This is a genomic window from Bradyrhizobium sp. HKCCYLRH3059 (assembly GCF_051168035.1).
Taxonomy (GTDB): domain Bacteria; phylum Pseudomonadota; class Alphaproteobacteria; order Rhizobiales; family Xanthobacteraceae; genus Bradyrhizobium.
Genome location: NZ_JBNPUF010000010.1, coordinates 40763 through 60811, shown reverse-complemented (window position 1 = coordinate 60811; position 20049 = coordinate 40763). Strand labels below are relative to the sequence as shown.

Below are 20049 nucleotides of genomic sequence, written 5' to 3'. Positions count from 1 at the left end.
GGCCGGGGACTGACGTGCCATGACCGCTTTTTGCATCCCTTCGACTGCGCCCTCTCGGACTGCCGCTCCGTTCGTGATCCGCAGCGAACGGGCCTCCGACGTCGCGGCGCGCGAGACGCTGCTCGACCTGTGCTTTGGCGAGAATCGCCATGAGCGCACCTGCCAGCGCCTGCGCGACGGACGCGCGCCCGCCGCGGGCCTCGCTTTGTCGGCGGTGCGCGGCGGCACGCTGGTGGGAACGCTGCGGTTGTGGCACGTCAGCGCCGGCGGACGCGACGCGCTGATGCTGGGGCCGCTGGCGGTCGCGGCCGAGGCGCGCAGCCTCGGCGTTGGCGCTGCGCTGATGAATGCCGCGCTGATGATCGCGGCGTCGCGCGGCCATGGCGCGGTGATCCTGCTCGGCGATGCGCCCTATTACGCCCGCTTCGGCTTCTCGGTCGCGCAGACCGCCGCGCTGGAGCTGCCCGGCGCGTTCGCGCGCGAGCGCCTGCTCGGGCTCGAACTGGTCGAAGGCGCGCTGGACGGCGCGTCGGGCATGATCGTCGCGACCGGCGCTGCCGAACGCAAGGCCCGCCGCTCGCGTCGCGAGCGGCCGCTGCGATGCGCAGCGTGAAGGCCAGGGCGACAGCGCCGCAGCGGCGGACACTGCTGCCGACGCTCGTGCTGATCCTGCTCGGGATCATGATCGTCCGCGACATCGTGGTCAGGCGCTGGTCCAGCACGCCGCCCGCCGGACCTGACGTCACCCGCCCGCGTTAGGCATGCCGGCAGGCCGCACCCTGCCCGCCCCGCCAGGGGTTGCGCAGGTGCAGCAAAAGCTCTTTAACCCCCGAAAATCCCCCCACGAGGTCCGCCATGTCCCGCCGCCTGATCTCTACCGGATCACCGTTCGAGAAGACCGCCGGCTACAGCCGCGCCGTCATCGATGGCGACTTCGCCTTCGTCGCCGGCACCACCGGCTATGACTACACCACCATGACGATGCCGGCCGATGTCACGAGCCAGTCACGCAACTGCTTCAAGACCATCGCCGCCGCCCTGCAGGAGGGCGGCTTCGAGATGGCCGATATCGTCCGCGCGACCTACTACCTCACCGACGTCAACGACGCCGATGCCCATTTTGCGGTCTGCGGCGAAGTCCTCGGCGACATCCGCCCCGCCGCAACGCTGCTGGTCGTCGCGGCGCTGCTCAAGCCGGAGATGAAGGTGGAAATCGAAGTCACCGCCAAGCGCCGCAGCCGCTAACGCGGCGCGGCATCCGAGGGCGGCGCGCCGCCTGAATCCATCCATCCCACGCACCTTTCGCGGAGAACCATTCATGAGCTCGCAGATCCACGCGAAGATCACCGGCCCCATCGTGATGATCGGCTTCGGCTCGATCGGCAAGGGCACCCTGCCCCTGATCGAACGCCATTTCGACTACGACAAGAGCCGCTTCGTCATCATCGATCCGCATGACGACGGCGCGCTGGCGAAGAAGCATGGCGTCCGCTTCATCCAGCAGGGCGTGACCCGCGACAATTACCGCGAGCTGCTGGTGCCGTTGCTGACCGCGAGCGGCGGCCAGGGCTTCTGCGTGAACCTGTCGGTCGACACCTCCTCGGTCGACCTCATGACCATGTGCCGCGAGATCGGCGCGCTCTACATCGACACCGTCGTCGAGCCGTGGGCCGGCTTCTATTTCGACAAGCAGATGGGGGTCGAGCAGCGCTCCAACTACGCGCTGCGCGAGACGCTGCTCGCCGCCCGCCGCAAGAGCCCCGGCGGCACCACCGCCGTCTCGACCTGCGGCGCCAATCCCGGCATGGTGTCCTGGTTCGTCAAGCAGGCGCTGCTCGACATCGCCAAGGACACCAAGACCGAGATCGTCGAGCCGAAGAGCCGCGAGGGCTGGGCGCAGCTGATGCAGAAGCTCGGCGTCAAGGGCGTCCACATCGCGGAGCGTGACACGCAGCGCTCCAGGAATCCGAAGCCGATGGACGTGTTCGTCAACACCTGGTCGGTCGAGGGCTTCGTCTCGGAGGGCATGCAGCCGGCCGAGCTCGGCTGGGGCACGCACGAGACATGGATGCCGGAGAACGGCCGCCGCCACAGCGAAGGCTGCGGTGCCGCGATCTATCTGCTGCAGCCGGGCGCCAACACCCGCGTGCGCTCGTGGTGTCCGACGCCGGGCGCGCAATACGGCTTCCTGGTGACCCACAATGAGTCGATCTCGATCGCCGACTACTACACCGTGCGCGACGGCGACAAGGTGGTGTACCGCCCGACCTGCCACTACGCCTATCACCCGGCCAATGACGCGGTGCTGTCGCTGCACGAGATCTTCGGCGCCACCGGCAAGATGCAGGGGAAGTGGCACATTCTCGACGAGAACGAGATCGTCGACGGCATCGACGAGCTCGGCGTGCTGCTCTACGGCCACGGCAAGAACGCCTATTGGTACGGCTCGCAGCTCTCGATCGAGGAGACCCGCCGCATCGCGCCGTACCAGAACGCGACCGGCATGCAGGTGTCATCCGCCGTGCTCGCCGGCATGGTGTGGGCGCTGGAAAACCCGACCGCCGGCATCGTCGAGGCCGACGAGATGGACTTCCGCCGCTGCCTGGAGATCCAGTCGCCCTATCTCGGCCCGGTGAAGGGCTATTACACGGATTGGACCCCGCTGAACGACCGCCCGGGGCTTTTCCCGGAGGATATCGACACGTCCGATCCGTGGCAGTTCCGCAACATCCTGGTGCGATGACTGGCTGGGCCGCACTCGCTCCTCAGTCATGGCCGGGCTTGACCCGGCCATCCACGAAGCCGCGCAGTTGAACGACGTGGATGCCCGGGACAAGCCCGGGCATGACGACGTGGAAGCAGCACGCGAACTCTCTCGCGCTCTGCCGTTGCTACAGCGAGCTACTTCCGCTCCATCGTCGGCGCGATCTTCTCGGCCGGGGCCGGCGGCAGCGCCGGCTTGGCGCCTTCCTTTTGAGCTTCCACGTCAGGGCGCGCGGGCTCTGGCGCCGGCGTCGTCGGGCGCGTGCCGCCGGGCTTGGACTCGGCCGGGGTCGCTGACGGTTCAGGCGAGGCCGAGGGCGTCGCCTGCGCAACCTGGTCGAGGTGATTGGCCTTGATCTCGGTCAGCGAGACCACGGCCACGAGCACGCCAAGGACGAACAGGCCCGCCGCCAGCAGCATGTCCCGGCGCAACGTCTGTTTGCTGTTGATCGAGGCCATGGCTTATCATCCGCATCCTATGTGTGCGGAACAACGGTCACGCGCCTGCGAGGTTCCATCGGGGTCTGCGCCCCAGTGCCTCATCAGAGCCGCAGCAGCCCGGCCTCGCCGCTTTCATCGGAGAAAGCGAGCCACGTTCCCGCGGCATTCCAGCCCAGCGCCACGATCGGCGGCGTCTCGTTCCGCCGCACCAGGATCTCGGCGCCGTCCTGCATCCGCACCATCAGCACGGTGCCGTCCTCGTAGCCGCAGGCCAGGATGTCCTGCTTGGGATGGCAGGCGACCGCGGTGACCTTGGCCTTCATCGGCGCCAGCATCGCCGGCTCCTTGCCCATCGGGCCGTCCTTGCCGACGAACGGCCAGAGGATGACCATGTCGGCACCCGAGGTCGCCAGGAAACGGCCGCCGCTGCCCCAGGACATCGACTTCACCCGCGAGGGGTAGCCGGTCATCCGCATGTGCCTGCTATCAGCGAGCCGCCAGCCATGCAGCGCCGGCTCGTGCATCGCGGTGACCAGGAACTTGTTGTCCGGGCTGAAGGTGACGGCGTGATGCGAGCCGGCCCAGCCTAAAAATTCCGGCTCGCCCGCCATGTTGGGAAACCACAAGGTGGCGCCGTTGTAGTGCGCGATCGCGAGCCGCAGGCCCTTCGGCGCGAACGCAAGTCCGCCCGCAGTCGACGGCACCTCGAGCGACTTCTCCTCGCCCTTGGGCTGACGCACGAACGCGGTCTTGCCGACCGACCAGGCGATCGCACCATCCGGATGAAGGGCGACGTTGTCGATCCAGCGCCGCTTCGGATCGGTCACGAGCACGCTGACGCTGCCCGCCTTGTCGAGCGACGAGACCTTGCCGTCATCGCCGCCGATCAGGATGCGCGATCCGTCCGACACCGCCGACAGGATGCCGCCGCCGGTGACATCCACCTTGCTGATCTCGCCGTCGCCGTCGACGACAGCGACACTCTCCTCGGTGCCGACGAAGGCGGCGCGATCGCCGAGATAGTGCACGGCCGTGACGGCCATGCCGAGCGAGACCGGCTTCACCTTGTCGGTGACGGAGACGATCGATGCGGCCTCGCCGCCCTGGTCGAACGACGTCATCAGGTCACGATGCAGCGTTCGAAGCCTTCGCGGATGGCGTCTTCCGGCAGCTCGCGGCCGATGAAGACGACGCGGCTCTGGCGCGCCTCGTCGGGCTTCCACTTCCGCTGATGATCGCCTTCGAGCATCATGTGCACGCCCTGGAAGACGTAGCGGTCGTCATCGTCCTGGAACGACAGGATGCCCTTGGAGCGCAGGATCTTGCCGCCCTCGGTCTGCACCAGGTTCTGCAGCCACGGCATGAATTTCGACGGATCGAGCGGCTTGTCGGAGCGCAGCGACAGCGACTGCATCTCCTCGTCGTGATAGTGCTTCAGGCCGTGATCGTGATGATGATGGTGATCATGGCCGTGGTCGTGATCATGGTGGTGATGATCGTGATCGTCGCCCGCTTCGAGGAATTGCGGCTCGATCTCCAGAATGCGGTCGAGATCGAACGCGCCGCGCTCCAGCACATCCGAGATCGCGATCTGGCAGCGCTCGGTGCGATGCAGCTTTGCGTAGGGGTTGATGGCGCGGATGCGCGCCTCGACCTCGGCGAGCTCCGGCTTGGTGACGAGGTCTGTCTTGTTGAGCACGATGACGTCGGCAAACGCGATCTGGTTCTTCGCCTCCGGCGCATCCTTGAGCCGGTCCGAGAGCCACTTCGCGTCGGCCACCGTCACGACCGCGTCGAGCCGCGCGTTCTTCTGCACGTCCTCGTCGACGAAGAAGGTCTGCGCCACCGGCGCCGGATCGGCGAGCCCCGTGGTCTCGACGATGATCGCGTCGAACTTGCCCTTGCGGCGCATCAGGCCGGAGATGATGCGCACGAGATCGCCGCGCACGGTGCAGCAGATGCAGCCATTGTTCATCTCGAACACTTCCTCATCGGCGCCGACGATGAGGTCGTTGTCGATGCCGATCTCGCCGAATTCGTTGACGATGACGGCGTACTTCTTGCCGTGGTCTTCCGAGAGGATGCGGTTCAGAAGCGTGGTCTTGCCGGCCCCGAGATAGCCGGTCAGGACCGTCACTGGTGTCTTGCTCGCGTCGGACATGCTCACTCCGAAAACCTCAGATCGCGTCGAAAATGGCTCAAAAGCGCACTACCGCGAGGGCTCGAGAACCCTAACGGACCAGCGCGCTCGTCAGAGCCCTTATATTGTGCCGGACCATGGCAATGTAAGTGGGAACGGGACCCTTTTCCTCGCTCAGGGCATCGGAATACAGCGTGCCGCCGATCTTCGCGCCGGTCTCGGCGGCGATCCGGCCGACCAGCCGGTCATCGTTGAAATTCTCCAGGAAGACGGCCGGAATCCCGGCTTTTTTCACTTGGCGGATGATCTCGGCGACGTCGCGGGCCGACGGCTCGGTCTCGGTGGAGACGCCGAGCGGGGCGATGAACTGGACGCCATAGGCATCGGCGAAATAACCGAAGGCGTCATGGGTCGAGATCACCTTGCGCCGCTCGGCCGGGATCTTGTCGATCTCGGCGCGGACCTCGCGGTCGAGTGCATCGAGCTCGCCGAGATAGCGTTCCGCATTGGCCTTGAAGACCTCCGCGTCTGCGGGGGCGGCCGCGACCAGCGCATCGCGGATGTTCTTCACATAGACCTTGGCATTGCCGACCGACTGCCAGGCATGCGGATCGGCATCCGAGCCGCGCTTGCGTGGGGTGATGCCCTGGGTGGCGACGACGATCGGCGCCTTGCTGCCGGAGGCCTGCTGCAGCCGCGGCAGCCAGCCCTCCAGCCCGAGGCCGTTGACGATCAGGAGCTGCGCGGCGCCGACATCCTTCGCATCATGCGGCGTCGGCGTGTAGACGTGCACGTCGCTGTCCGGCCCGACCAGCGAGGCGACATTGACCTTGTCACCGCCGACCTGGCGGACGAAGTCGGCGAGGATCGAGAAGCTGGTGACGACCTTCAGCCGGGTCTCGGCCGATGCGGGGACGATCAGAACAAGGCCAAACAGCAGGCTCAGGGTGGGCAACAGGCGTTTCATGGGCATCGACTTCAGGCTTCGAGGTGACGTCCCGGAAACAGTTGCGGAAGCACGCCGCCCACGCGTCCGAACAGCACCGAGGCGAGATAGAGCAAGGACGCGACCAGGATGATCGCAGGCCCCGAGGGAATGCGGGTCTGGAACGACAGCACCAGCCCGACATAGCCGGAGACGATCGCAGAGGCGACCGCGATGCAGATCATCGGCGTGACGTCGCGCGACCAGAACCGGGCGATCCCCGCCGGCAGGATCATCAGGCCAACCGCAAGCAAGGTGCCGAGCGCCTGGAAGCCGTTGACGAGGTTGACGACGATCAGGGCGAGGAAGATCAGATGCGCCGGCGCGCCCGCCCGGCTCACGGTGCGCAGGAACAAGGGATCAACGCTCTCGACGACCAACGGGCGGTAGATCACGGCGAGCACGACGAGCGTGATGGTGGCGTTGGTCGCGACCATCAGCAAGGTCGGGTCGTCCATCGCCAGGATGTTGCCGAACAGCACGTGCAAGAGATCGACGTTGGTGCCCTTGACCGAGACGATGGTGACGCCGATCGCCAGTGACGCCAGATAGAAGGTCGCGAGCGACGCGTCCTCCTTCAGCCCGGTCGAGCGCGAGACGAGGCCCGATAGCAGCGCCACGGCAAAGCCGGCGATCAGGCCGCCGGTCGTCATCGCAAACAAATTGAGACCCGACAGCAGGAAACCGATCGCCGCGCCGGGAAGAATCGCATGTGCCATGGCGTCGCCGACCAGGCTCATGCGCCTGAGCATCAGGAAGACGCCGATCGGTCCGGAGCCGAGCGACAGCGCGACGACCGCGGCGAGCGCGCGGCGCATGAACTCGAAATCCGAGAACGGAGCGAACAGCACCTCGCGCAGCATCATGCCGCCTTGGAGGCTTGCGCCGGCACGCAGGGCGCGGCGGCATCGTCGAACGCCTCGCACATCCGACGCGCCTGCGACAGGTTATCGGCGGTCAGCACCTCCGCCGTCGGTCCCCAGGCCACGGCCTCGCGCGCCAGCAGCAGGGTCTGCGGGAAATGCGCGCGCACCATGTCCATGTCGTGCAGCGCCGCCAGCACGGTGCGCCGCTCGCCATGCCAGTGCTCGATCAGTTGCAACAGGTCGGCCGAGGTCTTCGTGTCCATCGCATTGAACGGCTCGTCGAGCACGATCACGCGGGCATCCTGCAGCAGCACGCGCGCGAACAGCATGCGCTGCATCTGGCCGCCCGAGAGCGTGCCAATGCCGCGACCCTCGAAGCCGGTGAGGCCGACGGCCGCGATCGCCTGCGCGATCTTCTCGCGCGCGGCCGCGCCGATGCCGCCGAACATGCCGGTGCTGCGCCACAGTCCGGTGCTGACGAAATCGAACACCGAGATCGGGAAGGAGCGGTCGATATCGGCGATCTGCGGCAGATAGGCGATTTCGCGCGGCTTCAGGCCGGCCGCGGCGATGGTGCCGGCGAGCGGCTTCAACAGCCCGACGATGCCGCGAAACAGCGTCGACTTGCCGGCGCCGTTGGGGCCGACCACGGCGAGCAGCGCCCCTGTCGCGACCTCACCGGTAAGGTGATGCACGGCGGGGTGGCGGTCGTAGCCCAGGGTCACGTCGCGGAATTGCAGCTGGGCCATGACCGTCATCACCGCATCGCCAGCCAGACGATCAGCCAGAGCACCGCGCTCGCCGCGAGCGCCGCGCCGAGCCGCGTCGTCACCGGCATGCGCAGGATCGACCACGGCGCGGGCTGCGCCGGATGCGGCGCCGCGGGACCGTGGCTGTGGGCATGGCCGTGACCATGCCCGTGCGCGTGCGCATGCGCATGCGAATGGCCGTGGCTATCGAGGGCAGACTGCGTCATTTCGTCATGATGTTACATTATAACATCACCGCTGTCCACCGCAGGCGGGGCGTTTGTGGCATCGGAGGTCGTGGTTCTCACCCCGTCATTGCGAGCGCAGCGAAGCAATCCAGGCTGCCCAAGCGGAGGGATTCTGGATTGCTTCGCTGCGCTCGCAATGACGGCGGAGACAGACCGCCGCGCGTCAACCAGCGCGTCAGCTGAAATACCGCACCAGCGCCAGGCCGGCGAACAGGCCGGCGATCGAGATCCCCACCGACCCCAGCACGTAGACCGCAGCCAGTCCCAACGCGCCCCGCTCATACAGCAGCGCGGTGTCGAGCGAGAACGCCGAGAACGTGGTGTAGCCGCCAAGAATGCCGGTCATCAGGAACAGCCGCCAATGCTGGGGCGCGCCGCCCTTGAAGGCGAGATACCCGGCGATCAGACCCATCACGGTGGAGCCGGTGATGTTGATGATGAAGGTGCCGTACGGGAAGTCCGTCCCGAATGCCTTGGCGCTGGCCATGTTGATCGCGTGCCGTAGCGAGGCGCCGCAGCCGCCGCCGAAGAAGACGAGAAGAAATCCGACCAGTTGATTCACGGGACCTTACCTGCAGACCGCATCGAGAGACGGAATGCCCTGCCCTCGTCGCGAATGGAGCAAAACTCTTGCCGCAAGGGCGCCGCTCTTGCAAGGATCGCCCTCGTCAAAAGCCTTGCCATGAAAAAGGGCGGCGAGCCGAAGCCGCCGCCCTGGTCACTTGCTTGCGTCAGCGATCAGATCGCCTTGCCGTAGAGCTCGTCGACGTAATCCCAGTTGATCAGGTTCTCGACGAACGCCTTCAGATAGTCGGGACGGCGGTTGCGATAGTCGATGTAGTAGGAGTGCTCCCAGACGTCGCAGCCGAGGATCGGGGTCGCGCCGTGCACCAGCGGGTTCTCGCCGTTCGGGGTCTTGGAGATTTCGAGCTTGCCGTTCTTGACCGAGAGCCAGCACCAGCCCGAGCCGAACTGGCCGACGCCGGCGGCCGCGAAGTCGGCCTTGAACTTCTCGAAGCCGCCGAGATCCTCGTCGATCTTCTTCTCGAGCCGGCCGGGCAGCTTGGAGCCGCCGCCGTTCGGCTTCATCCAGGACCAGAAATGGATGTGGTTGAAATGCTGGCCGGCATTGTTGAACACGGCGGGGTTCTTGCCGAACGAGCCCTTGACGATCTCCTCGAGGGACTTGCCTTCGAATTCGGTCCCCTTGATCGCATTGTTGCCGTTGGTCACATAGGCCTGGTGATGCTTGTCGTGGTGGTACTCGAGCGTCTCCTTGGACATGTAGGGGCCGAGGGCTTCATAGGCGTAGGGCAGAGGGGGGAGCGTAAAGGTCATGGGGTCGGTTCCGCAACTTGTGAGAAGACGGGATTTAACGGGACCTCCTTATAGAAGGTTCCGACGCCGTAAAACACCGTGATTCTGGAAAAAGCGAGCCGATTTGATGAGCATCGAGATCGAGGTCCTGAATGGAGACACGTCCTGGCCGCTGGCGAAGCCGCTGTATGACGCGATCTGGCCGCCCGAGGTGGTCGCGAGCCTACCCTGGGCAGGTATCACTTTTGCGCATGCCGATCTGCGCGTGCTGGTGCAAGACGAGAGCGGCGACCTGCTCTGCCACGTCGGCATCTATCGCCGCCTGGTGAAATGGAACGGGCAGAACGTCAACATCGGCGGCATCGGCGGCGTTTTGACGCGCGCGGACGTGCGCAATCGTGGCCTGGCCACCGTGGGACTCAACGCCGCGATCCAGACCCTGCGGCACGAAGACTCGATCAACTACGCCGTGCTGTTCTGCGCGCCGGATCGCATCGCCTTCTACGGCGCAAGGGGCTTCATCCCGTTCGACGGCGACGTCTACGCCGAGCAGCCCGACCAGGGCCGCATCCGCTTCGACACGCTGTCTGCGCTCGTGCACGACGTCAAGCGCACTGCGCCGACCCGCGGCACCATCGACCTCTGCGGATTGCCGTGGTGAGGCCGCTCTCCCCTGTCGTCCCGGACAAGCGCGCGGTACGCGCGCGCAGATCCGGGACGACCTACCCCCAGGCAGACGTTTGAGGCACGCTGGTCATGGCACTTTGCCCATGATGTCCGCTGCGGAGGATGGGTCCCCGCTCGAGGCCGGGACGACAGCGGATCACATGGCCCGTATTCCGAAAAAAATAATTCTCTTGCGTTTTTCAAGAAATCATGCTTGTATCCCGGCATCCCGCCTCACCGCAGAGGGGCGTAGCGCGCGATCGTCACGACACGCGAGGTGGGGATGCGATGGCCGCGTTGCTGCCGCAGCATGCTTACTCGGCGTGCGGACGAACGGTAGCACGCGGACGTGAAGTCGCAGCGTCCTGACACCCCGAAGCTGGTGTCAACCTGGCGCAATGCTCACGCATGGCGCTGGGGATGGTGGCCAACAAGCCCGGCGCACCAGGGAGACTGCGTATAAGCGTGAAGACCGTCGCGCAGGGAATGCCGGTTGAATCGGCTTTGCCTGTGGTACCTGCCGCCTGCATTCTTTTCGCAGGCGGGCCATGGGTGAGGCCTTCACCCGGCATTCCCTGCGCCCTCTGCATTTCGAGAGGGACGAACTGATCGCAGACCTCGGGCGCGATGCGCCGCGAGACTGCAAAGCCATGTCCATCGCTGTTTGAACCGTGAAACCGCCTCACCCGCCGTCGTCGTCCCGGACAAGCCGTGACGCGCGCCAGCGCGGCATGGCGCCGATCCAGGACCCATACGCGGCGGCGACGCGAGATGCGAAAAGCCAATCGCCGGCGCGTTTCGAACCGCTCCCTGGGGGTATGGATCCCGGTTCAAGGGCCGGGACGACAGCCGAGTTTGTTGCCGCAATCAAAACCATTTCCCGGCACATGCATGAGACAACCGAACAAGGAATTGAGACGGCTCGGCAGCCATGCACCTGATCGTGATGATCCCGCTTTGGACAACCGCTCCTCTGCGATTGCAACTGCGCCGTTTGCTGTTATGGAAACGCGGCTTCAACGGGGGGTAAGATGATTTGGAAATTGCGTTTGGCTGGTCTTGCGCTGGCGACCGTCGTGATGGCGCAGCCCGCTTTGGCCGCCGATGATCCGACCGGCACCTGGCTGACCCAGGCGGGCGACGCCAGGATCAAGGTCGCCAAATGCGGCGCCAATCTCTGCGGCACCGTCGTGTGGCTGAAGGAGCCGATGGACACCGACACCGGCAAGCCGGCCGTCGACAACAAGAATCCCAATCGCGCGCTGGCCAACCGCCCGATCATCGGCCTGCAATTGTTCGAAGGCGTTCACTCGGAGGGGCCGAACAAATGGTCCGGCAAGATCTACAACGCCGATGACGGCCAGAGCTACACCAGCCACATCTCCGTCTCCGGCCCGGATACGCTGAAGGTGGAAGGCTGCGTCGGATCGCTGTGCGGCGGCGAGACCTGGACCCGCGCGCGCTGATCACTCTCAGGCGACCGCGGCCTTCAACGCGGTCGCAGCCGATGCATAGCCGCCTCGCGCGCCGTCGATGAAGTGGACGTGATCCGGCCGGATCGCGGACGGCGTGAAGCAGGTCATCATCGCGGCATCTTGCCGATGCAGCCCGTAGCGGACGATGCCGCGCGAAGCCGCCGCGCCGAGCCGGCGCTCCAGCTCCTGCGCGAGCTCGTCGGTGCAGTCGAGGATCATGCGCAACGCATCGTCATATTTGCGGAAGTCGGAATTCTCGACCACCTGCTGCTTGTAGAGATCCGGCACGAAGCCGCCGATGCTGATGTTGAACCGCATCACGGCATAGACGAACAGCGTACGTCCGAGCACGCGGGCCCAGCGCGACAACAGCGGTCCGCGCGCGGCGCGGACCTCGTAGCCAAATCCCTGCGGCGGCCATCGCAACGCCGGCGCGCCGGCCGGCACCGGCCGCCCGGCATCGGGGCTGCGCTCGGTGAGGGTGATGATCTCCTCGATCACCTTGCGATAGGCCTGCGCATCCGCGCCGGGAGCCGGCAGCACCAGCACCGACAGGATGACGCCGCGCGCCGCCGGAATCTCCTCGAAGCGGCACGAGAGTCCGGACAGATCGGGCTGCGCACCGGACGGCGCCGGGGGAATCGCGAACTCGCCCCGCTTCATCGCGGCCTCGGCCCAGCCCACTCCGCCGCCCGCGAACATCGCATAGGACAGATTGGCCGACGGACCGTAGCGCGCCACGCGGACGTCGAGCCCCTGCGCGCGGATCGCCGTCACGGGCACCAGCGCGACGCGCATCGCGAGAGCGAGATCCTCCCTGACCCAGGTCGCGGTGGCGGCAAGGGCTTCGCGCGCGGCCGCTTCGTCATCCGGGCTGACGGCGAAGCTGGCGCCGTCACCGCCGAACACGAACGGGAATTCGCGCCCCTCCAAGGCATTGGTGACCGCGGCGATGACCGCCGCCCCGGCCATGTTGACCGCCTTGTAGCGCCTGTCGGCGATCGCCTTGGTCGACTCGACGATGTCGGCCGTGCCGATCAGCCAGTCGTCCGGCACCGGCTGGTAGAGCTGCGGCTCCATCAGGCGCGCGAAGCCGCGAAACACCGGGATCGAGGCATAGTAGTCCGCAGCACTGGTCTTCGACATCGAGAGGCATCCATCCGGGGTGCGCGTCCAATGAGGAGCTACGTTCCTTCCTGTCAAGCGGGTTCAGGCAGCGATATTCGGCAACGGACGTGTCGCCAGGCTTGCGCCGCGTTATCGTTCTGTCGGGCTCGACGTGCTAGCCTTTCACCATCATGGCCGACTCCTCCCCCGTTCCACAACTCGCCGCCCGCGCGCTCCAGATCGCGGACCGCATCAATACCGCCGGCTTCGAAGGCCAGGTGCTGTCGGCGACGCCGCTCGCGGTCCGCATCGGCGAGACGGGAGTAGCCGTGGTCTTCCGCTACGGCGTCGTCGTCTTCATCGGCCTGTCGGTGGCCGAGGAGATCAACTTCCTCGACCGGCTGAGCGCGCGGCTGTTCGGCCCGATCGCCCCCCACGAGGAAGAGACGGCCAAGGTCCAGGTCGCGCGCGAATCCGACGAGCCGATCCCGGTCGGCGGCCCGGTCCTGGTCAAGGAATTGTCGCTGGAGCGGCTGCTCATCGTCGCCGATGCGCTGGCGAAGAGCGTCGTGCTCGGCCGCAGCGAGCGCGAGATCGCCAACGTGTTCGACACCATCGAGCCGTTCGCGCGCGAGCTGGCGATGCTGGGACGAACATCGAAGAGCCGGGTGGCGATGCTCAAGCTGCTCGGCGAGGCGCTGCTGGTGCAGCACCGCGTCTCCGGCCGCGTGGCCGTCGGCGAAAAGCCGGACGTGTTGTGGGACCGGCCAGATCTGGAGCGGCTCTATGCGCGGCTCGAGGACGAGTATGAGCTGAAAGAGCGCGAGGACACCCTCAACCGCAAGCTCGCGGTGATCGCCGAGACGGCGACCACGCTCGCCGACATCATCGACACCAAGCGCTCGCTGCGGCTCGAGGTCATCGTCGTCATCCTGATCGCCTGCGAGATCGTGCTCGGCTTCTATGAGATCTTCGCCCGCGGCGGGCACTGACGATGGAGCTGCCGCGCGCCTGACGACTGACGGCGCTGCATTCAGCGATGGTTCAGGCGCGACATGGAACTTTCGCATGGGCGCGATGAGCGATGCAGGGGATATCGAACCATGACGTGGGTGGGGAGCTTGCCACGGCCGCCGGCGGCCGGCAGCCACGAGGTGTGGCGAGCGCCCCGCCGCCGGTGCGGCGATGCTGGTCCGGCAATGCCGTCACACCAACGCCCTGACGTTCCAGGTCGCATGACGGACCCCGGCGAGCTTCGCCAGCTCGGACACGACGCGGTCGAGATCGACCGTATCGACCGCGAGCGGCACCAGCGTCGCGACGATCTCGACGATGTCCTCGGAGCGATAGACGACCTCGGTCTCCCGCACCGGGTATTTGGCCGCCTCCAGCCGCTCGTCGAGCGCCTCGCGCAGCTCGGCGGCGCGCGGCCCGTCGGTGGTCAGGACGATCTCGTAGTGCGCCTCCGACGTCTGCGCATTGAGCGGGATGCGATCGATCGCGTTGACCAGCGGCCGCAGCAGCGTGTTGCCGGCCAGCACGAACACGGTCAGCGCCACCGATTGCGCGATCAGGTCGGCGCCGGCGCAGGCGCCGACCGCGGCGGACGCCCACAGCGTCGCCGCGGTGTTGAGCCCGCGGACGTTCATGCCCTCCTTCATGATCGTGCCGGCGCCGAGGAAGCCGATGCCCGACACCACATAGGCGATGATCCGCACCGCGCCGTCGGCGCCGGTCAGGCGGTTGCCGAGATCGACGAAGGCGGCCGCGCCGACGGCGACCAGCACGTTGGTGCGCAGGCCGGCGCTGCGCTGCCGGTATTGCCGCTCGGCGCCGATCAGCGTCCCCAGCACGAAAGCTGCGAACAGGCTGACGAGCGTGTCGAGGAAATCATAGACTTGGAAAGTGTGGAGGAATCGCATGGGCTTGCTGACTGTCTGCAGTATTAAGCTCCGTGGCCTGCCTGGCAGCAGCGACACGCGTGGCATCCGGCGGCGGAACCGCCGCGAGAGGCCGCTTTCTTAGGACGTCCTTGATCGAAATCAAATCCCAGTCCCTCCCGCATACTTTAGGCTGATATGATCAACAGGCAGATGACGTCCGGCAAACACATGACGCCATTCTCCGACGTCCGCAGGGATCACAGCCCGGCCGTCCGGCTGGGACATGATGCGGTGAGTGCGGTGAAGCTGTCCCAGGAGCTCACCGCCGAGATCGACGCCTGGGCGGAGGCTCACCAGATGACACGCTCCGACGCCATCGGCCAGTTGCTCACGATCGGCCTGCATGCATCGCGGCCGGCAGCAGCCGGGCAGCCCACGTCGCGGGATCCCGTCGCCATCGAGCAGAATGCGATCCGGCTGATCGATCGGATGCTCGATCCGAGTCTGTCGGCCGAGGAGCGCCAGCGGCGGATCCGCCGCCTGATCGAAGGTCCTGCGGAATTCGCCAACGAACGGATCGACCTGCCGCGGCATCCGGGCTGACGCGAACGGTTCAGGCGGCCGAGCGCGCCACCACGGCCTCATAGATGTCGTCCTCCTGCGCCGTGTGCATGCGCACCAGCGTCTCGATCGCCTCGATCACCCGTTGCGCATCGCGGATCAGATAGCGGTCCACATGCTCGGACGGCAGATCCTCGACCAGCCGGCCGAGCAGGCGCGCCAGATGCAGGATCTCGCGATGCGCCCGGCTCATCGCCGACAGGCCATGGCTCTCCTGCAGGAGCCGCGCGAGCTTCGGATAGACCGATCCTTCGTCGTCGCGCTCATGCGCCACGACCTTGTCCTGCACCAAGCCGTTTGCCTCCATGATCAGCGCCACGGCGCCGTCCGGCGAGGCTTCGTCGAGCGCATCGACGATCGAGCGCAGGCGGTCGAGGCCGCGCAGCAGCGCCTGGTGATCATGCCTGAGCCCTCGGCCGTCTTCGGCCGTGATCCGGCCGGCCTTGCCGCGCCTGGCCGGGAACAGAGCGCGGAGCGCGTTCAGGATGACGGCGACGTCGATGGCCTCCTGGACCAGGGCCGCAGGCACCGGCTGCAGCAGGCCGAAGGCCGCTGCGCCCATCGCCACGAACGACAGGCCCATGCCGACGAAGATGCTCTCCAGGGCGATGCGTCGGGCGCGCTGCGCGATCACGATCGCCTCGCCGACGCGATCGAGCCGATCGGCGAGAATAACCACGTCGGCGGCTTCCGACGAGGCGCTGGCACCACGGGCGCCGAGCGCGATGCCGACGTCGGCAGAGGCCAGCGCCGGGGCATCGTTGATGCCGTCGCCGACCATGATGGTGGGATGCAGCCGCTGCTCGCTCTTGACCGCCTCCACCTTGTCGGAGGGGACACGGTCCGCCAGCACGGCGTCGAGGTCGAGCGCCGCGCCGATCGCCTGGGCGGCCGCGGCGCGATCCCCGGTCACCATGACCATGCGCGCGATGCCGGCCTCGCGCAGCCAGCGGATCGCCCGCGGCGTATCCGCGCGCAACTCGTCGGCCAGCAGCAGCGCCCCGATCGGGCGCCCCTCGACGGCAACGAAGACGATCAGGGCCGAACGCCACGACGCCCGGCGGATCGCGCGCGCCGCCCAAGCCGGCGGCGTGCGGCTGCCGAGCACGAGGTCGCGCGAGCCGGCCATCACAGGGCGGCCATCGATCAGACCTTCGAGGCCCGAGCCCATGGTTTCCCTGACCTGTTCGGGCACCTTCAGCTTCAGCCCGCGGGCCTGGCCGGCCTGAACGATCGCGTGCGCCACCACGTGGTGCGAGGCCTGCTCGAGCGATGCGCAGAGCAGCAGGACCGCATCGGCGTCCTCGCCCGGTGCGGCGTCGACCGAGAGCAGCCGCGCGCCGCCGACGGTCAGCGTGCCCGTCTTGTCGAACAGCACGGTATGGGCACGCGCGAGCGCCTCGAGCTTGCCGCCGCCTTTGACCAGAATGCCGCTTCGGGCCGCCTGCGCCACGCCCGCAATGAAAGCGACGGGTGCGGCGAGAATCAGCGGGCACGGCGTTGCCGCCACCAGCACGGCAAGACTCCGGATCAGATCGCCCGAGGCCAAATAGGCGGCCCCCGCAATAGCGAGGCTTACGGGCAGGAAGATCAGCGCGTAGCGGTCGGCAAGCCGCACGAACGGCGCTTTCGCGGTCTGGGCCGTCGTCACCAGCTTGACGATGCCGGCATAGGTGCTTTCGCCCGCGGTCGCCGTGACCGCCATTTCGAACGTGTCGCCGGCGTTCACCGATCCCGACAGGATCGCCATCCCGCGCGTCTTCATCACCGGGATGGGCTCGCCCGTGAGCGCCGACTCGTCGACGACGGCGATGGTTGTTTCGACCATGCCGTCGACCGGGACGATCTCGCCGGCGCGGACCATCAGGCGATCACCGACCGCGACGCTGGCGATCGGAACGTTGTCGATCTCGTCGCCACGGCGGCGATGCGCCTCACGCGGCGCGCGATCGACCAACGCGCGCAGATCGTGCTCGGCGCGGGCGACGGCAATGTCCTCCAGCACGTTGCCTCCGGAATACATCAGCGCCACGACAGCGCCGGCCAGCGGCTCGCCGAGGATGATCGCCGCGCTCATCGACACCAGCGCGATCGCGTCGACGCCGATGCGGCCGGCCAGGAAATCGCGGACGATCGAGACGATCAGCCCCAGGATGACAGGAACGGTCGAGGCCGTGAACGCGATCCCGGCAAGATCGGGGCGACCGAGCACATGCGCGAGGCCGCCCGCGGCGAGGCCCGCGATTGCGATCACGACGAGGGTCCACCGCAGAATGCGCTCGAACATGGATACCGGTTCCGGATTGCGCCGGCACTATCGCTGCTGCCGCGCGTCGGACGCTTGAGCGAAATCAACGGCGAGAGCGACCGATCGCCGCAAATGGCCTCAGGCGGTATTGCCTGCGTCGACCGTCAGCACGGTACCGGTGACATTGCGCCCGCCGTCGCTGAGCAGGAATTCAACCATCGCGGCCACGTCATCCGTTTCCGGCAGCCGCCGCAACGCGCTGCGGCCGGCGATGCGTCGCTGCTGCTCCTCGTCCATGCTCTGCGTCAGCTCGGTGGCGATGAAGCCCGGCGCGATCGCGTTCACGGTGATGCCGACCTTGCCGACCTCGCGCGCCAGCGAGCGCGTGAAGCCGTTGGCGGCCGCCTTGGTCGCTCCGTAGACGGACAGGCCCTTGTAGCCGGTAGAGGCGATGATCGAGGAGATGTTGATCACCCGGCCTTCGCCCGCGGCCATCATGTGACGAACGACGTATTTCGTCAGGATCATCGGCGCCAGCACGTTCAGCCGCACCAGTGCCTCGATCTCCGAATTATGCATGGTCGCGAGCAGGCCCTCGGTGCCGAGACCGGCATTGTTGACGAGACCATAGAGCGGACCGAACTCGTCGCGCACCGACTTCACGAAGGCCGGTAGTTCATCAACGATGCTGAGGTCGCAGGCGCGGAAATGAATGCCGGCGCTGCTGGCGCTGAACTCGGCCATCGCGGCGCGCAGCTCGTCGCTCTCCCGGCGGGCCACCGCGATGACGTCATAGCCCGCTCCCGCGAGCCTGCGCGCGATGGCGAGCCCGATGCCACGGCTGCCGCCGGTGACGAGAACATTATGCATCGGCGCGCGCCAGCTTGCCGGCCGGAGTGACGTCGAGCGCTGGCACGACGCGGATCATCGCCGGCACCTTGTGGGCCGCGAGACGCGCGCGACACGCGGCCAGGATCTCATTGCGGACCGTCTCACTCCGTACCGGATCGGCATCCGCCGTCAGCACGACCTCGGCGACGACGATGCCCCCGGTGATCGGGCTGCGCCGCGACTTGGCGCGCGACATCCGCACCTCGGGATGGCCATTGATCACGGCTTCGATCTCTTCGGGATGGACCTTGAGCCCGCCGACATTGATGATGCCGTTGCGGCGTCCGACGAAGTAGTAGCGATCGCCGCGCAGCTCGACCATGTCACCGGTGTCGACATAGCCATCCGTGTCGGTCAGGGCGGCGGCAGAGCGTCCGACATAGGCGTGCGCGGCACGCTTGGAGCGGATGCGCAGCGAGCCGTCGACGACCTTCATGTCGACGGCCCCGCGGCCCTCGCCGAGCAGCGTCGCAGGAAAACCCTCCAGCCCATCATTGACCGCGAAGCCGACGCCGGCCTCCGTCGAGGCGTAGGCATGACCGATCGAAGCGTCGGGAAATGCCTGCTTCAATCCGTCGAGCACGGCCTGGTCGGCGATCTCGCCGGAGAGACGCACATAGCGCGGCGCAAAGCCTTCGACCGATCCGCTCATCAGCAGCTTGCGCCAATGCGACGGCGTTCCGGACATGTGAGTGACGCCGCGCGCGTTGAGACGCGCGATCTGGTCCGCGAGCCCCTCGCCGGGATCCGACAGCACCATCGAGCCGCCGCCGACGATGGCGCGCAGGAAGATCTGCAGGCCGCCATAGCGGCGGATGTCGTAGAAGGTCGCCCACACCGGCATGGCTTCGCCAGGACCCGGACGGTCGCCGATGATCGCGCCGCACAGGCCATCCAGAGTATGCCCGACAATCTTCGGCACGCCCGACGTGCCTGATGTCAGCATCAGCCATTCGGTGGCGCACACCGTCTGCACGACCACGGCAGAAGGCCGCGGCAGGGCGACCTCGATCACGAGATCGACGCCGCAAGCGCCGAAACGCTGGACCTCATCGGTCACGATGACGTCGATTTCAGCATCGGCGATGATGCTGGCGAGATGCTCGCCCTTGAGATCCGGCGGACACAACAGGATGCGTCGTGCGACGCCGTCGATCTCGATCAGCGCGAGGCCGGCGAGGAGCTGGCCGGAGGTCGCCAGCAGCACCGAACGTCCGTTGAGCTCTGCGGCGCGGCCGCCGAGGCAGCTTCCGCGCGACAGCTCGGCGAGCGATATGACGTGACGCGGATCGGAGATCGTCCGTTCGGTCAGCGCCGCCCCGAGATGGTCGCGAAGGGCGAAGATCTCACGCGGGGACATTCTCATAGGCCCCGATGAAGTCGCCTATCGTGTTGGGGAACGTCACATCCTCGGACAGGGTGAACGGATCGACGCCGAGATCGTCCTCGAGACGGGCGACCAGGATGGCGAAAGCGAGCGAGTCGAAGCCGGTCTCGTGCAACGTCAGCTCGTCGGTCAGCGGCGGCAGCTTGACCTTCTGCTCGTCCGCAATCTGCTTGATCGCTGCAATGATTCTTAACCGTACCGACATGGGCCAATCCGCTCACTGTTCAAACGATGAAACCGACCATAGGACGAGAAGGTGAAG

Annotated in this window: 23 protein-coding genes; 8 read left to right on the top strand and 15 right to left on the bottom strand. The window is 66.8% G+C overall.

What is annotated here, in order from left to right; genetic code table 11:
• Nucleotides 1–19: 19 nt before the first annotated feature.
• The 4 genes from ACQR13_RS27240 to ACQR13_RS27225 all read left to right on the top strand — a co-directional run bounded on the left by ACQR13_RS27240 (nt 20) and on the right by ACQR13_RS27225 (nt 2743).
• Entirely contained in the window at nt 20–613 is a 594-nt protein-coding gene (locus ACQR13_RS27240; protein WP_434863420.1) for a GNAT family N-acetyltransferase, read from the top strand.
• Nucleotides 601–759 carry a hypothetical protein gene (locus ACQR13_RS27235; RefSeq protein WP_316202669.1) on the top strand — a complete coding sequence of 53 codons (159 nt, stop codon included), beginning with the start codon at nt 601–603 and terminating at the stop codon, nt 757–759. The genes ACQR13_RS27240 and ACQR13_RS27235 overlap by 13 nt, the downstream gene beginning before the upstream one ends.
• A 96-nt stretch (nt 760–855) precedes the next feature.
• A complete protein-coding gene (locus tag ACQR13_RS27230; RefSeq protein ID WP_315716538.1) occupies nt 856–1245 on the top strand; it encodes a RidA family protein in 390 nt (129 codons plus the stop codon).
• Between the two features lie 73 nt (nt 1246–1318).
• Nucleotides 1319–2743 carry a homospermidine synthase gene (locus ACQR13_RS27225; protein WP_315753686.1) on the top strand — a complete coding sequence of 475 codons (1425 nt, stop codon included), beginning with the start codon at nt 1319–1321 and terminating at the stop codon, nt 2741–2743.
• Between the two features lie 158 nt (nt 2744–2901).
• Here ACQR13_RS27225 and ACQR13_RS27220 read toward each other — a convergent pair whose 3' ends face one another.
• From ACQR13_RS27220 to ACQR13_RS27180, 9 genes are all read right to left on the bottom strand, one after another.
• Nucleotides 2902–3222, bottom strand: coding sequence for a hypothetical protein (locus ACQR13_RS27220; protein WP_315716536.1), 321 nt, complete (start codon nt 3220–3222; stop codon nt 2902–2904).
• 83 nt (nt 3223–3305) lie between these two features.
• A complete protein-coding gene (locus ACQR13_RS27215) occupies nt 3306–4325 on the bottom strand; it encodes a WD40 repeat domain-containing protein (RefSeq protein WP_315716535.1) in 1020 nt (339 codons plus the stop codon).
• Nucleotides 4325–5365, bottom strand: coding sequence for a CobW family GTP-binding protein (locus ACQR13_RS27210; protein WP_409997649.1), 1041 nt, complete (start codon nt 5363–5365; stop codon nt 4325–4327). The genes ACQR13_RS27215 and ACQR13_RS27210 overlap by 1 nt, the downstream gene beginning before the upstream one ends.
• A gap of 70 nt (nt 5366–5435) precedes the next feature.
• A complete protein-coding gene (locus tag ACQR13_RS27205; RefSeq protein ID WP_316226924.1) occupies nt 5436–6311 on the bottom strand; it encodes a metal ABC transporter substrate-binding protein in 876 nt (291 codons plus the stop codon).
• A gap of 11 nt (nt 6312–6322) precedes the next feature.
• Nucleotides 6323–7195 carry a metal ABC transporter permease gene (locus ACQR13_RS27200; RefSeq protein WP_434844725.1) on the bottom strand — a complete coding sequence of 291 codons (873 nt, stop codon included), beginning with the start codon at nt 7193–7195 and terminating at the stop codon, nt 6323–6325.
• A complete protein-coding gene (locus tag ACQR13_RS27195; protein ID WP_316171305.1) occupies nt 7192–7953 on the bottom strand; it encodes a metal ABC transporter ATP-binding protein in 762 nt (253 codons plus the stop codon). The genes ACQR13_RS27200 and ACQR13_RS27195 overlap by 4 nt, the downstream gene beginning before the upstream one ends.
• Complete coding sequence (locus ACQR13_RS27190; protein ID WP_434863419.1) at nt 7953–8171, bottom strand: hypothetical protein; 219 nt, start codon at nt 8169–8171, stop codon at nt 7953–7955. Before ACQR13_RS27190 ends, ACQR13_RS27195 begins: the two co-directional genes overlap by 1 nt.
• Before the next feature lie 196 nt (nt 8172–8367).
• The gene (crcB, locus tag ACQR13_RS27185) at nt 8368–8754 is read right to left on the bottom strand and encodes a fluoride efflux transporter CrcB (protein WP_315753697.1); all 387 of its coding nucleotides are present in this window, start codon (nt 8752–8754) and stop codon (nt 8368–8370) included.
• A gap of 176 nt (nt 8755–8930) precedes the next feature.
• Nucleotides 8931–9530 (bottom strand): superoxide dismutase, encoded by a 600-nt coding sequence (locus ACQR13_RS27180; protein ID WP_315753699.1) that lies wholly within the window; start codon nt 9528–9530, stop codon nt 8931–8933.
• 106 nt (nt 9531–9636) lie between these two features.
• Here ACQR13_RS27180 and ACQR13_RS27175 point away from each other — a divergent pair, with 106 nt between their 5' ends.
• Nucleotides 9637–10170, top strand: coding sequence for a GNAT family N-acetyltransferase (locus ACQR13_RS27175; protein ID WP_315753701.1), 534 nt, complete (start codon nt 9637–9639; stop codon nt 10168–10170).
• Between the two features lie 1036 nt (nt 10171–11206).
• Nucleotides 11207–11641, top strand: coding sequence for a DUF2147 domain-containing protein (locus tag ACQR13_RS27170; protein ID WP_315716527.1), 435 nt, complete (start codon nt 11207–11209; stop codon nt 11639–11641).
• Nucleotides 11642–11647: 6 nt separating this feature from the next.
• On the opposite strand, the gene ACQR13_RS27165 is transcribed toward ACQR13_RS27170, so the two are convergent.
• Nucleotides 11648–12796 (bottom strand): DUF3095 domain-containing protein, encoded by a 1149-nt coding sequence (locus tag ACQR13_RS27165; protein WP_315716526.1) that lies wholly within the window; start codon nt 12794–12796, stop codon nt 11648–11650.
• A gap of 152 nt (nt 12797–12948) precedes the next feature.
• Here ACQR13_RS27165 and ACQR13_RS27160 point away from each other — a divergent pair, with 152 nt between their 5' ends.
• A complete protein-coding gene (locus ACQR13_RS27160; RefSeq protein WP_409977997.1) occupies nt 12949–13749 on the top strand; it encodes an RMD1 family protein in 801 nt (266 codons plus the stop codon).
• A 213-nt stretch (nt 13750–13962) separates the two neighbouring features.
• Here the strand turns inward: ACQR13_RS27160 and ACQR13_RS27155 are convergent, their stop codons facing one another.
• A complete protein-coding gene (locus ACQR13_RS27155) occupies nt 13963–14679 on the bottom strand; it encodes an MgtC/SapB family protein (protein ID WP_434844724.1) in 717 nt (238 codons plus the stop codon).
• A gap of 156 nt (nt 14680–14835) precedes the next feature.
• Between ACQR13_RS27155 and ACQR13_RS27150 the strand changes: the two genes are divergently transcribed.
• A complete protein-coding gene (locus ACQR13_RS27150; RefSeq protein ID WP_315716524.1) occupies nt 14836–15243 on the top strand; it encodes a hypothetical protein in 408 nt (135 codons plus the stop codon).
• A gap of 10 nt (nt 15244–15253) precedes the next feature.
• On the opposite strand, the gene ACQR13_RS27145 is transcribed toward ACQR13_RS27150, so the two are convergent.
• The 4 genes from ACQR13_RS27145 to ACQR13_RS27130 form a co-directional block, all read right to left on the bottom strand.
• Entirely contained in the window at nt 15254–17548 is a 2295-nt protein-coding gene (locus ACQR13_RS27145; protein WP_315753705.1) for a heavy metal translocating P-type ATPase, read from the bottom strand.
• A 99-nt stretch (nt 17549–17647) separates the two neighbouring features.
• Nucleotides 17648–18379: an SDR family NAD(P)-dependent oxidoreductase gene (locus ACQR13_RS27140; protein ID WP_315753707.1), complete on the bottom strand. Its 732-nt coding sequence runs from the start codon at nt 18377–18379 to the stop codon at nt 17648–17650.
• A complete protein-coding gene (locus ACQR13_RS27135) occupies nt 18372–19760 on the bottom strand; it encodes an AMP-binding protein (RefSeq protein ID WP_315753709.1) in 1389 nt (462 codons plus the stop codon). The genes ACQR13_RS27140 and ACQR13_RS27135 overlap by 8 nt, the downstream gene beginning before the upstream one ends.
• Nucleotides 19747–19992: an acyl carrier protein gene (locus ACQR13_RS27130; RefSeq protein WP_315716519.1), complete on the bottom strand. Its 246-nt coding sequence runs from the start codon at nt 19990–19992 to the stop codon at nt 19747–19749. The genes ACQR13_RS27135 and ACQR13_RS27130 overlap by 14 nt, the downstream gene beginning before the upstream one ends.
• Nucleotides 19993–20049: the final 57 nt, after the last annotated feature.